This is a genomic window from Paenibacillus sp. FSL R10-2778 (assembly GCF_038593035.1).
GTDB classification, from domain to species: Bacteria; Bacillota; Bacilli; order Paenibacillales; family Paenibacillaceae; genus Paenibacillus_AQ; species Paenibacillus_AQ odorifer.
Map to the genome: position 1 here is coordinate 1,086,652 of NZ_CP151956.1, position 12,749 is coordinate 1,099,400.

A 12,749-nucleotide genomic window follows, 5' to 3' on the forward strand; every position below is an offset into this window, starting at 1 on the left:
AGGAATGCCTATAATGTCCAAGCACATGGATTATATGATCAGTCCATATCCAATAAGAATTATTGATCCGAAGGTTGAATCCTCCAAGCTGAAGCTCAAGAATATAAGGGTGGGACAGGCAGGACATCTGCCAGGAAGAACGTTATTCCGTTCAGGTGTAGTTTTTGAGCACTGGGCCATTGTTTACATAGTGTCAGGTAGTGGCTCCTACATGGAGATTGGGGGAAAAGAGCAGCAGGTACGTGAAGGCAGCTTATACTTTTTCCGCCCAGGTTACAGTTATAACTTTGGTCCACCACCGGGAGGCAGCTGGGATGAGTATTATATTAACTTTAATGGCACGCGTGTATCGGAATGGCTGGAATCGGGCCTCATAGCCGGGGGAAATGTTTTTCAAGCCCAATCTATAGTAGGTCTTACTACCTTATTTGAAGAAGTGCTGGAACGGATGGAGAGCGGAGAACCTGTAGATGCGGATCGGGCAGCATTATTGCTCGAAAGAATGCTGCTGGAGTGTTCTTTTATAATAGAAGAAAAAAGTTGGAATTCTCAGGCTGATTATATGCGTCAGATTCGGGAAGACCTGAACTTATGCATTTATGGTGAAATGGACCTAGAACAAATAGCGGCAAAACATCATGTTTCGATGTCTACGCTTCGTCGTCTTGTTCGGCGCAGCAGTGGATACCCGCTTCATGAATATATTCACCGTCTAAAAATGGCGGAAGCCAAAAAGTTGCTTTTCAACACCTCATTACAAATTAAGGAAATTTCTAGTATGCTTCATTATAATGATCCGTTCTATTTTTCTCGTTTATTTAAAAAATATATGGGGATCGCACCCCAGCTTTGCCGGAATAACATTTAAATCGACATCATCCTACTAGAGTCCCAACAGCAATTGTTATAATTTGTATAATTGTTGTCGTTTTATAAGATATGTTGAAAATTATGGATTAATATTACATAAATACGTTAGTTCTTATTAACTATAGTGGATAAAATTCCAAATTTTAGTGATAAAACCTACTAAAAAAATAATAAATTTTTTGTAACTATTTTTCAAATGGAAGCGCAAACATGGGAAATGTCAACTTGTTATTGTGATTTTTCTCATGTATGATGCTTTTATCGAGCACAGTACAATCTTACATTTTCCAAAAAACTGGAGAATAGGGTGGTGGGATGAAAATCAAACCAACTGCAGAAGACAAACTGATTGCGTATTACAGGTATTTTTCATTGTCCCTCACATCACTCATGTATCTTCTAGATCAGACGGGACCTTCCATAATTTATAAATCACTTATTATTGCTATACTTGTTATGTTTGCACAAACGTTCTCATTTTGTTATCGAAGGCTACGCAGCAGGCCGAAGACTCTCGTCCTGGCTGTTAGTATAGAGATGGTGGGAATTATCGCATTGACCTTGTTTACGGGTGGGTACGAAAGCTCTTTTAGGCTTTATGTGCTAAATCCTGTATTGATTGCTGCAGGGTCATTGTCCATTTATTTTGGATGGTCGTTGCTCTTAAGCTACATCAGTATTTTTGCGGTGCTCTGTTATTTTTTTATCAATTCTGCGAACAGAAATTTTCTGGAAATTGTATTTATAAATGGGAATCTGTTTCTAACACTGGTACTTACGGTTATAATAATGCAGATCGTTAATCGGATGAAGCGGCAACGTGAAGAATCGAATGCCCGCACGAAAGAGACGATGGAGCATATCAAATCCCTGTACCATATCGTGGAAACCTCAAGCCAACATGATTTCATGAATATCGGTCAAGTGATCACCGATTATGTTGTTAAGCTAACGAAGCTGGATAAGGCTTTGTTTTGGTTCGCCAAGAAAAGCGGAGAACCAGCTCCGCAGAGCAGGCAGACCGGCTGGCAGCAGGAAGAGGAACAGTTCCTATTCTCAGAACTGGGAAAACATGAGCATGAATGGAGATTGCAGCGAGAGCCTATTTTTAGAAATCTGCCGGGATTAGGAGATTTCCTGCTGATGCCTGTACGGATGAGCACCCGTTTTGTAGGGATGATTGGACTCAAGCTGGAGTCTACAGAGGGGCTGGAAGGCCGCAGATGGTATATTCAACAATTGATATTCTTATCTGAGCTAAGTGCGAATATTCTTGAAAGACATGAGCTTGGTGTGATCGAGAACCGGTTGATCATCACGAACGAACAGAACCGGATTGCGGATGAAATGCACGACAGTGTATCGCAGAGCCTTTTTGGTATTGTGTATGCGACGCATTCGCTGAAGGAATCGTGGAAGAGAATGTCAGATCATGAGCTAGAAGAACAAATAGAGCTTATTCATGATTCTGCCACAAAGGTTGCTAAAGAACTGCGGATCACGATCTACAGTCTTAGCTCCAAGAAGAGTGGCGGTCCTACTTGGTTGGGCATGGTAAGATCACATTTGAAGAGCTTATCCAGGTTAAATGATGTTGATATTGATTTAAAAATAACGGGCGATGATTTCAGTCTCCCTTATCCTTACCACAAAGCGCTTTTTCGGATTATCTCCGAAGCCACTGGTAATGCCATCAGGCATGGTGCTGCCAGTCGAGTGGAGGTAGAACTGTCTCTGAAGCCGACTTGGATTCGATTATTGATTTGTGATAATGGTGTTGGTTTTGATACTGATTTGTTATGGATTGAATCTGAAGATAGTGTAAGCGGACTTGGCATGAAGAATATGCAATATTTGACCCAGTCGCTCGGCGGCGACTTTCAGTTGTCCAGTAATGAGAGCACAGGAACAAGAATTATGATTTCGATTCCTGTCGGTGTAGCTGAATTAAAGAATGCATAAACTTTAGGCGGGAGGTCGTTTCTGTGAAAATCGTCATTGTAGATGATCATCCTTTAGTTAGAAGAGGACTGGCATCTGTCATTTCAATGCAGCCGAATGTGCAGTTTGCAGGTGAGGCAACGAATGGCCAAGAAGCGCTTCTTGTGATTGAGGAGACGCAGCCTGATCTCGTATTGATTGATCTTAAGCTAGCAGATGAATCGGGATTGGATGTCATTAAGACAGCACGTGCTCGTGGTATCGTTAGTAAGTTCATTTTGTTGACGTCATCTGCGAGCAGAGAGGATTTCCTGAAGGCTGAAGAAGTACTGGTAGATGGATATGTACTGAAAGAGGCGTTGCCTGAGGAGTTACTGTTTGCTATCCAATTGGTGCACAAGGGAAGAAAGTATTACGATCCTGGTCTGATGGAAGATAAAATGCGCATGAGTGGAAGCAGCCCAACGGATGAATTGACACCCAAAGAAAAGGAAGTCCTGATCGAGCTGGGACAGGGCGCATGCAACAGAGAAATTGCTTCACGTCTTTTCATTAGCGAATTTACGGTGAAAAAGCATGTCAGTCAGATTTTAGCAAAATTACAGGTGGCTGATCGTACACAGGCAGCGCTTTATGCAAATGCTGTCGGATTAACCAAATATGAAATGTCATACGAGTGAAAATTGAAATAATTCGTAAGCATTGTACATGAACACGGACAGGTTGTCCGTGTTTTTTTGTGCGTTAAAACTTAAATTAGCCCTATATATGGCACTAAAGTATACCTAATCCCCCTCTTAAGAGGTATAACGTCTTACTCCAAAGTGAAGAGGAAAGTGATGGTATGAGCCATGTGGCGAATGGTGTGGATTGATAGAATTAAAGCAACAACTGAAACTTTCATGAATGCTTTCAGAATGTAATTTTAGCGGAAGGAGGGTTACTGTGGAAAAGACGATTCTGGATTACATTAACCTGATTAAAAAAAGGTTTTGGCTCATCATGGTGTTCGTTTTGATCTCCTGTGCTACGACTTACTATGTTAGCAAAAACTTCGTTGAACCCGTCTATTCCGCTTCCGGACAGCTGCTTGTCAACAACATCGCCAAAGCTCCCGAGAGCAACAATCTTAACGATTTGAGCTTTAGCCTGAATTTAATTGAGAGTTACAAGGAAATTATGAAATCACCAACCATCATGAAAAGCGTAATAGAAAATCACCCGGAGTTTGGTCTCACGGCCGATGAACTAAGTCAGAAGCTTGAGATTAAAACCTCAGAGAAGAGTCAGGTGATCAACCTCAATGTTCAGGATGAAAGCTACACCAAAGCTGCCGGGATCGTAAATGCGGTATCGCAGACATTCATTCGAGAATTGCCGTCGCTGATGAGGGTAGACAATGTTACCTTGCTGACACCGGCCGATCCGACTGATGTTCCAGGGCCCTCGAACGGCGGGTTTGCGATGAATCTCATCATTAGCTTTGTTGTATCCCTTATGGCTGCATTAGGAATTATTTTGCTGATGGAAACACTTAATGGCACATTAAGGTCTGAAAAGGAAGCGGAATATGACCTTGGTCTACCGGTAATTGCTTCGATCGCAACCATTCGCAAACGTGATTTGGGTAAGGCGGCAGGCGACACCAGAGTGAAGGAGGGTGCTTATGTTGCGGCTAAATAAGAGTCTGGTTACAGACGTTAATCCATCCTCGCATATCTCCGAATCGTTCCGATCACTGCGCACATATATACGTCAGCTTGAACTAGCGCAGGGCGGCGGTGGAAAAGTGCTGCTCTTTACATCAGCAGAAGCTGGGGCAGGCAAGACGACAATCTTGTCGAATCTCGCGGTTTCTTTCGTCCAGGACGGCAAGAAGGTAGCGGTGGTTGACTGCAATCTGAGACATCCCGGTCTTCATACCGTGTTTGAAGTAGAGGGGAGTGACGGGCTTGCGGCTTATTTAAGTGGGCAAGAGGAAGCAGATAACATCGCAGTCCTCGGAAACTTAGCCAATCTGTCAGTCATCCCGGCGGGAAAAACTCATGTTAGTCCGCCGGATTTGCTGGGAAACCCCAAAATGACCGCTTTGCTTGAGGAACTAAAAGAAAACTACGATCTGATCCTGCTGGATTCTCCTTCGGCAGTCGATTTCAGTGATGCTCGTATATTGGCACCTCAAGCGGACGGCGTGATTCTGGTGGCCAGATACGGAAAGTCCAAACGGGAATCGATTCGCAAAGCGAAGACGCTGCTTGAACAGACCGGCTCTAATCTAATCGGAATTGCCATGAACCAGGCGAAGTAAATGTTTATGCTTTCGAAGTGAGTTTTGTACGAAGTCAAATCATTGAAGCTAATGCTCACAAAACTTTTAGGAGGTAAAGTGCGATGAAAAAGGTAAAAAAAGTAATCATACCCGCGGCAGGACTAGGTACGCGCTTTCTTCCTGCAACGAAAGCCATGCCTAAAGAAATGCTTCCGATTATCAATAAACCAACCATTCAATACATTGTTGAGGAAGCTATTGCTTCCGGTATTGAAGATATCATCATTGTTACTGGTAAAGGTAAAAGAGCCATTGAGGATCATTTTGACAATGCGTTTGAGCTGGAGTCTAGGCTTCTGGAAGATGGAAAGCTGGATCTGCTTAAAGAGGTTCAACGTTCAGCTAAGGTAGAAATTCACTATATCCGCCAGAAAGAACCGAAGGGTCTCGGGCATGCCGTATGGTGTGCAAGACGGTTTATCGGAGATGAGCCATTCGGTGTCATGTTAGGCGATGATATCGTCACAGGAGCCGTACCTTGCCTTAAGCAGCTGATCGATCAATATGAAGAAACACAAAACTCGGTTATCGGAGTTCAAGAGATTCCTGATGAATTCACGAATCGTTACGGTATTATTGAACCGGATTTGCAGGACGGTAAATTGTATCGGGTTAACAATTTTGTAGAGAAGCCGCCACTAGGTACGGCACCTTCCAATCTAGCGATCATGGGCCGGTATGTGTTTACGCCGAAGATCTTTAAGTATCTCGATTTGATGGAAGAAGGCGCTGGCGGAGAGATCCAGTTGACAGATGCCATTCAGAAGCTGAATCAGAGCGAACGGGTATATGCCTATAATTTTGACGGAACAAGATATGATGTCGGCGAGCGGCTTGGATATATTTTGACAACACTTGAATTTGCACTGCAAAGCGAAGATTTGCGCTATCCGGTGATGGATGCAATGGCGGAATGGCTGAATAAAATGGGACAAACCAGCTTGAGTAGTTAAGTTGAGTTCGCAAAATTTTAGATGAGGAGGATGAGCATGCAAAAACTGCCGGAAGACTACGAGGCGGTCCTGCCGAAACTTTACATGCTGCATACCGATGAGAGAAGGAAAGAAGCAGAGTCCTATTTGATAATGAAACGGATGATCGATATCTTTTTTTCCGCTCTTGGTCTTCTCGTGTTAATGCCATTATTTGTTGTCGTGGCGATTCTGATCAAGCTGGAGGATCCGAAAGGAAAGGTGTTCTTTCGGCAAAACCGGGTTGGGAAGAATGAAAAGCAATTCCCGATGTATAAGTTCAGATCCATGGTCAGTAACGCTGAGGAGTTAAAAGAAAACCTGATGGCCTATAACGAAGTGAGCGGTGCCATGTTCAAGATTAAGAACGATCCGCGGATCACACAAATAGGGAGATTCCTGCGCAAGACGAGCATCGATGAGCTACCTCAGCTGTGGAATGTGCTGATAGGTCAAATGAGTCTGGTCGGTCCTCGTCCTCCGCTTCCAGAAGAGGTGGCTCAGTATACGGATTATGACAAACAGCGTTTGACGGTTACTCCAGGTTGTACCGGATATTGGCAAGTAAATGCCCGAAACAGTGTCGGCTTCGACGAAATGGTACAGCTGGACTTAACCTACATCCATATTCGGAGCACCATGCTGGATCTAAAAATCATTGCTAAAACCGGACTGATGTTACTCGGTTCAAAAGATGCTTATTAATAATGTGGAAATTAGGTGAATGCCGATGCGTGAATACGGAGACGTTCCTAAGCTTTCCATTATCATCTGTACCTACAACAGAGCACCTTTATTGATCAAGACGCTTCAGTCACTTTTAAAGCTGGATCACTTAGAGCAGGCGGAGATCATTGTTGTGGATAATTGTTCCAAGGATGATACTGAAGCTTGCGTCAAAAAGTTTATAGGAAAGCATGGAGCTGATGTGGATATCCGCTACATGATGGAGCCGATGCAGGGGCTTTCAGCGGCTAGAAATACAGGAATTCTGGCTTCCAAATCGCCGCTGATTGCCTTTCTCGATGATGATGCCATACCTTGCCAGCGTTGGATAACAACGATTGTCAGTACTTTCGAGAGTAAACCGGAGGTCATGGCTATGGGAGGCAAAATCGCTCCGATATTTGAAAGTAAACGTCCGGACTGGTTGATTAAACCCTTTGAGCTTCCGTACACGATTGTTGATTTAGGTAGCCGGATTAAGGAATATCCCAAGCAACTTCATCCTTGTGGGGCCAATATGGCGATGCGGAAGCTCGTATTCGACATCAGTCTTTTTCCCCTAGATCTCGGAAGAAAGGGTGATTCTCTGCTCTCTGGTGAAGAGACCTGGTTATTCGGACAGATTCAAAAAGAAGGGCATTCCATCCTCTACCATCCGGAAATGGCGGTTGACCATTTCGTTCCGGCGGCCCGTTTGACGGAAGACTGGATTATGAGGCGCTATTATAGCCAAGGTATCTCTAACGCTATGAAAAGCGAAGGACTAAAAGGCAAGCTGCTTCTAGTGGGAAAGACAGCCGCTAAGCTCGTGTATATCCTGGCTGATTCTATCCTCTCAAGAAGTAAAGGAAGAAGGCTTTTGAATAAATGCAGGCTGGAGAGTATTCGTGGAACGCTTCATATGATTCTCAATCGGGAGAGGCATTCCGCAGCGGGGTGAGGGATTAACATGACAAATTTTGAGTGGGGCTCCAAATTAAATGTTTTGCCATACGGGATGCTCTATCTCATGTCGGCCCTGTTCTTTGGAACGGCGGTCATCTACCAGCCGATGATTGCGATAGCTGCCGTGCTTCTGATAATTTTGCTGGGAATCTCGATTTCACGGCCTGAACTGATCAGTTATTTCGTTCTAATCACGACGGCAATATCGATTAACTTTTTATATGATGGCAGCATGTTCGGAATGGAGATACTGTCCCTTTATAAATTGGTTATCGTGATGCTGCTTGTTCCTTGTATTCTGGTCAATGGCTTGCGGTTTCGTCTGAGTCACCCCTTGTGGGCAATGGTAGCGCTGCTGGTGATTACCTTTGGGTCTTCGATCTGGCTGCCGGAAATGACCTCATCCATTGCAGTTAAAGCTTTTATCGGTCTATCCATTCCATTCGTATTTTTATTAATCAACTGGAAAAAGAATGTAGCCGAGCTGCAAATCAAAATTATCTGTATGCTTCCCCTTGTTAGTGTAGTGGTTGGTTTGTTGCTGCAGCTTGCGCATGTTCATAATTTTCTCAACATCGAGTATACAGGCGCTGTACGGATTCAGGGGGCTAATATTCCTGCGCATCTAGCGATGCTGGCCTTTATGGGAGTAGCGATTCCATTTATAGAGGTGAAGCGGAATCCGCAGCAAGCACGCTTTTTCTATATCATGTTAGTTCTAAATTTCTTTATCTTGATTGGAACAGGAACAAGAGGGCCTATATTGGCACTTGGACTTACCGTTCTCTATTACTTCTATGATATTCTCCGCCAATATTTGAAGGGCAGAACCTATCTGCTAATTCCGTTGATGGGTGCATTTTTCCTGATTATGGTCGCCGTTTTCTGGCAGCTCGATAATTTTGAGAAACGTTCCTTTGAGAGACAGACAGATACGGCTGTTGATTTATCAGGAAGGTCAGAGGCATGGGAGTATTTCTTAAACAAGGCTGCGGACTCTCCTTGGTCTGGTAGAGGGCTTGGAGCAGTGACGGTAGCAAATGATGGAACATTGTATAAGGGTTTTGTAGTTCCGCACAACGAGTATATCCGCTTTTACTTCGATGGGGGATATATTGGCGCTATTCTGTTGATGTTCTCTTTATTGGCTGTATTTATTCTGGTGTACAGAGCATTGGCTCCGCCGATCAAACCTTATTATCTGTTATTTATTGCAGCGTTTTTAATCTACTCATTCTCCGATAACACGCTGTCGACGGTCCAATTTATTATTCCGTTCTGTTGGTACCTGAACTGCCTGTATCGATCTTCACAGCCAACCGATTCCCCACAAAAAGAAGTGATACGATGAGTCAAGTGAATATGTTCGATGTCAATTTTGATAACTATGATTTCATGGATTTGCTTGATTACATTGATAAAACCATTCAGGAGAGGAATCAGTCTTATATCCTCACTTGCAATGTAGATCATGTGATCAATCTTCGTAAGGATAAAGAATTTCAAACGGTATATTCGAAGGCAGGCGCAGTTGTTGCTGACGGAATGCCACTGATCTGGGCATCCAAAATGCTAGGCAAGCCGCTTAAGCAGAAGGTATCCGGCGCGGATCTATTTAATCGATTGGGCAACGCCTTTGAGCAAAGGAAGTACCGGCTGTTCTTCTTAGGCTCAGCTGAAGGCGTGGCGGAACGGGCAGCGATGAATTTGAAAACAGCACATCCCGGAATAAATGTGGTTGGCTGTTATTCTCCATCCTATGGATTCGAGCACAATGAGGAGGAGAATGAACGCATTATAGAAATGCTGACAGAGTGCCAGCCAGATATCGTGTTTGTTGGTGTAGGAGCACCTAAGCAGGAAAAGTGGATTTACCGCCACTATACCTCTTATCAAGCTCCGATATCGATCGGAGTGGGAGCGACCTTTGATTTTCTGTCAGGCTCAGTGAAACGAGCGCCTAGCTTCATGCAAAAAACAGGGTTCGAATGGTTCTGGCGGCTTAGCCAGGAGCCGGGCCGGCTCTGGAAAAGATATCTTGTGGACGATGCACAATTTCTACTTTTATTACTTAAGGAACTGCGTAAGCGGGATAAGGTGAAGGAAGGAGGCTTGGAATGAGTGTATTTACGCCCCCATCACTTAGGTTCATCAAGACAGTTGGATTAATAGGGGGGACTGCTGCTGTAGGTGTCTCTCTTCCGCTGATCATCGGCTTCTCCAGTGCGATGCTGAGTTCATCGAACAGTCTGCAGGGAGCCATTCTCTCAGCCATCCTATTCCCAGCTTTCTTGTTAGCTATACTTAGACCGAAAATGCTGGTTGCTTATACCTTGCTAATCTGGGCCGTAGCTCCAGAGCTGCGCCGCATTGCTGACTGGTCAGAAGGAGTGTATCACTCTGTATCCTTGCTGAGCTTAGCTCCCTTGTTAACCGGTGTAACCTTGATCATTCCGCTGCTGAAGGAGATTCATAATATTCAAAAAGCCTCCACGCGGATCATGTTAATGTTCGCAGTTGCGCTGGGTTATGGTGCTTTAATCGGTCTGGCTAAGAATGGCATGGGTTCAGTTTATGACTTAGCGAATTATATTGTGCCACTGCTGTTATTGCCGTACTTTGCCGTCACGAAGTTCAAGCCGAAGGATATCGATCGGTTGCTTACCGCTTTTGCCAATATTGCAGTCCTAGTAGCCATTTACGGGATTGTTCAGTATTTGACGGTGCCACCTTGGGATGTGTTCTGGATGAAACATGCGGATATGATGTCCATCGGAAATCCGTATCCATTGGAAATCCGAGTGTTCTCTACGCTGAATTCGCCCGGACCGGCTGCAACATTCTTAGCGTTTGCTTTAGTTCCGATGATACTGGAGAAAAAATGGCGGGGAACATTGCGCTGGATCGGCGTTCTGCTAGTTGTAATCTGCCTGCTGACTACTTTGGTACGTGCGGCATGGCTGATACTCCTGGTGATGCTGCTCATGTACATTGGAACCTCTCCTTCTAAGGGAAAGTGGAAAACCTTGATCCAATTAGTTTTTGTGGCTGCTGCGTTGTTCTGGGTTGTGCCGAAATTGCCTGGTGCCGAAGGACTGGTTGCTCGGGTAGAGACACTTTCTTCTGTTCAAGAAGATCACTCTTATAATGAACGGCTAAGCTTATGGCAAAACATGCTGCCGATGGTTGCCGCCAATCCAGTAGGTCAGGGAATTGGTAGTGTAGGCCAAGGGACTAAGCTTGGTAATGACGGCGAGCTTGGAGAGTACGGAATTATGGATAACGGAGTTATCGCTTTACTGCTTACCTTTGGTGTTCTGGGTGCTGTTTTCTTCTTCGGAGCTTTAGGCGCAGTTGTCAAACAGATATTCGCTAGAGTAATCAGCAGGGACCAATTGCAGCCCTACGCCCGACTTGCGTTAGCTACTTGGACCGGTGCGATTGTCAGTCTAGTTTCAGATAATGGGTTTCCCGGACTCAAGGGATACTTAATCTGGATGCTGATCGGTCTTGGCCTCAGCGCAAGGGAGATTACTCAAAGTAGAAGGAAGGGAACACCGTATGCAGCAGTTGAATGCAAAATCTCTCCCCGCTAGAACAATCTGGTCATCTTTTAGACTGTTCGCCAAGAGCAAGGACAACAGCTCGGCAGCCGTAAAAACTATGTTTGTCAGTGTCATGATCCTATTGATTAACATGTTAACTGGTGTACTGACCGCACGTTATCTTGGACCGACAGGTCGTGGGGAACAGACGGCAATGATTAACTGGTCACAGTTTCTGGCGTTTAGCATGAGCTTTGGCATTCCTTCAGCTCTCATCTATAACGCTAAGAAAAATCCGGAGGATGCCGGAGTGCTTTATCGTATGGCATTGCTGCTCGGTACCATTTTTGGAGTCATAGCGATGATTATAGGTATCGTGGTCTTGCCTTATTGGCTGAAATCCTTCAGTCCGGAGGTCGTGACCTTTGCTCAGTGGTCTATGATTCTGTGTCCGATTATAGTGATCTCTCAAATTAACAATGCAGCTTTTCAATTCAGAGGCGAATACAAGAGGTTTAATTGGATTCGCTATCTAGTGCCGTTGCTTACACTGACGATGATCGGGATATTGATCGCGCTGGATCAGATGAATCCATTTACAACTGCAGTTGCCTATCTTCTTCCGGGAGCGCCGCTGTTTATCGGAATGACGATTTCCTTGCTTCGTACCTATAAGGTGAAGATGAGAGGGGCCTATCAGAATTTAAAAAGATTGTTTACTTACGGACTTGGTTCCTACGGCAATGACTTGCTTGGCAATTTCTCTACCTATATCGATCAGATCGTAATTGCCGGTTTGTTAAGACCTGCTGATTTGGGGCTGTATGTAGTGGCTGTGAGTCTATCACGAATGGTTAATTTTTTCTCAAGCTCAATTACGATCGTGTTGTTTCCTAAGGCTTCTGAGCTGTCCAAAGAACAGGCAGTTGAGTTAACATTCAAAGCCTTCCGAATAAGTACGACCTTCACCATGCTTGGCGGAGTATTCCTGATGCTCTTAGCCCCTTTAGTAATTCCGTTGATGTACGGCAAAGACTTCAATGCGGCATTAACCGTGTTTCGCTTATTGCTCCTTGAAGTGACCATTAGCGGAGGGACGATCATTCTGGCGCAGGCCTTTATGGCGTTAGGCAAGCCAAAAGTGGTTTCGATGCTTCAAGGTTTCGGCTTACTTTTGGTTATCCCAATGTTGTTCCTGCTCATCCCTAAATTTGGCTTACTCGGAGCAGGAATAGCGATGTTGTCATCAGCAATCCTGCGATTTTTCTTCATTGTTCTCAATATAAAGTACACCTTAAAAGTTAAACTTCCGCGGCTGCTCATTACCCGGGAGGACATTCAGTGGATGAAGACGACGATGAATTCTTACATTCGCAAGAAACCTATGGATATGAATGGATAATGCGAAAGATAAAGGAGGAA

At 44.5% G+C, this 12,749-nt stretch carries 12 protein-coding genes; all 12 read left to right on the forward strand.

The genetic code is table 11. The features are described 5' to 3' along the window. Nucleotides 1–13 precede the first annotated feature (13 nt). The 12 genes from NST40_RS04690 to NST40_RS04745 all read left to right on the forward strand — a co-directional run bounded on the left by NST40_RS04690 (nucleotide 14) and on the right by NST40_RS04745 (nucleotide 12,729). Nucleotides 14–868 (forward strand): helix-turn-helix domain-containing protein, encoded by an 855-nt coding sequence (locus tag NST40_RS04690; RefSeq protein WP_038568894.1) that lies wholly within the window; start codon nucleotides 14–16, stop codon nucleotides 866–868. Between the two features lie 317 nt (nucleotides 869–1,185). Continuing rightward, nucleotides 1,186–2,832, forward strand: coding sequence for an ATP-binding protein (locus tag NST40_RS04695; RefSeq protein WP_076129270.1), 1,647 nt, complete (start codon nucleotides 1,186–1,188; stop codon nucleotides 2,830–2,832). 23 nt (nucleotides 2,833–2,855) lie between these two features. Next, nucleotides 2,856–3,491, forward strand: a complete 636-nt coding sequence (locus tag NST40_RS04700; protein WP_036676623.1) for a response regulator transcription factor — start codon at nucleotides 2,856–2,858, stop codon at nucleotides 3,489–3,491. 265 nt (nucleotides 3,492–3,756) lie between these two features. After that, the gene (locus NST40_RS04705; protein ID WP_076129269.1) at nucleotides 3,757–4,494 is read left to right on the forward strand and encodes a Wzz/FepE/Etk N-terminal domain-containing protein; all 738 of its coding nucleotides are present in this window, start codon (nucleotides 3,757–3,759) and stop codon (nucleotides 4,492–4,494) included. Next, nucleotides 4,478–5,119 (forward strand): CpsD/CapB family tyrosine-protein kinase, encoded by a 642-nt coding sequence (locus NST40_RS04710; RefSeq protein WP_076129268.1) that lies wholly within the window; start codon nucleotides 4,478–4,480, stop codon nucleotides 5,117–5,119. Before NST40_RS04705 ends, NST40_RS04710 begins: the two co-directional genes overlap by 17 nt. 83 nt (nucleotides 5,120–5,202) lie before the next feature. Next, entirely contained in the window at nucleotides 5,203–6,093 is an 891-nt protein-coding gene (gene galU / locus NST40_RS04715; protein ID WP_042185171.1) for a UTP--glucose-1-phosphate uridylyltransferase GalU, read from the forward strand. Nucleotides 6,094–6,123: 30 nt separating this feature from the next. Next, on the forward strand, nucleotides 6,124–6,816 hold the full coding sequence (locus tag NST40_RS04720; RefSeq protein WP_076129267.1) for a sugar transferase: 693 nt from the start codon (nucleotides 6,124–6,126) through the stop codon (nucleotides 6,814–6,816). Nucleotides 6,817–6,841: 25 nt separating this feature from the next. Next, on the forward strand, nucleotides 6,842–7,777 hold the full coding sequence (locus tag NST40_RS04725) for a glycosyltransferase (protein WP_036676610.1): 936 nt from the start codon (nucleotides 6,842–6,844) through the stop codon (nucleotides 7,775–7,777). A gap of 9 nt (nucleotides 7,778–7,786) precedes the next feature. Further along, a complete protein-coding gene (locus NST40_RS04730) occupies nucleotides 7,787–9,133 on the forward strand; it encodes an O-antigen ligase family protein (protein ID WP_036676609.1) in 1,347 nt (448 codons plus the stop codon). Beyond that, entirely contained in the window at nucleotides 9,130–9,903 is a 774-nt protein-coding gene (locus tag NST40_RS04735; RefSeq protein ID WP_342410446.1) for a WecB/TagA/CpsF family glycosyltransferase, read from the forward strand. Before NST40_RS04730 ends, NST40_RS04735 begins: the two co-directional genes overlap by 4 nt. Then, nucleotides 9,900–11,378 (forward strand): O-antigen ligase family protein, encoded by a 1,479-nt coding sequence (locus NST40_RS04740; RefSeq protein ID WP_076129265.1) that lies wholly within the window; start codon nucleotides 9,900–9,902, stop codon nucleotides 11,376–11,378. The genes NST40_RS04735 and NST40_RS04740 overlap by 4 nt, the downstream gene beginning before the upstream one ends. After that, complete coding sequence (locus NST40_RS04745; RefSeq protein WP_076129264.1) at nucleotides 11,344–12,729, forward strand: oligosaccharide flippase family protein; 1,386 nt, start codon at nucleotides 11,344–11,346, stop codon at nucleotides 12,727–12,729. Before NST40_RS04740 ends, NST40_RS04745 begins: the two co-directional genes overlap by 35 nt. Nucleotides 12,730–12,749: the final 20 nt, after the last annotated feature.

Excerpts from the sequence above, each read along its gene's own strand:
- NST40_RS04690 (WP_038568894.1), top strand. The coding sequence starts at position 14 with ATGTCCAAGCACATGGATTATATGATCAGTCCATATCCAATAAGAATT.
- NST40_RS04695 (WP_076129270.1), top strand. The coding sequence starts at position 1,186 with ATGAAAATCAAACCAACTGCAGAAGACAAACTGATTGCGTATTACAGG.
- NST40_RS04710 (WP_076129268.1), top strand. The coding sequence starts at position 4,478 with ATGTTGCGGCTAAATAAGAGTCTGGTTACAGACGTTAATCCATCCTCG.
- galU (WP_042185171.1), top strand. The coding sequence starts at position 5,203 with ATGAAAAAGGTAAAAAAAGTAATCATACCCGCGGCAGGACTAGGTACG.
- NST40_RS04720 (WP_076129267.1), top strand. The coding sequence starts at position 6,124 with ATGAGCATGCAAAAACTGCCGGAAGACTACGAGGCGGTCCTGCCGAAA.
- NST40_RS04725 (WP_036676610.1), top strand. The coding sequence starts at position 6,842 with ATGCGTGAATACGGAGACGTTCCTAAGCTTTCCATTATCATCTGTACC.
- NST40_RS04730 (WP_036676609.1), top strand. The coding sequence starts at position 7,787 with ATGACAAATTTTGAGTGGGGCTCCAAATTAAATGTTTTGCCATACGGG.
- NST40_RS04735 (WP_342410446.1), top strand. The coding sequence starts at position 9,130 with ATGAGTCAAGTGAATATGTTCGATGTCAATTTTGATAACTATGATTTC.
- NST40_RS04740 (WP_076129265.1), top strand. The coding sequence starts at position 9,900 with ATGAGTGTATTTACGCCCCCATCACTTAGGTTCATCAAGACAGTTGGA.
- NST40_RS04745 (WP_076129264.1), top strand. The coding sequence starts at position 11,344 with ATGCAGCAGTTGAATGCAAAATCTCTCCCCGCTAGAACAATCTGGTCA.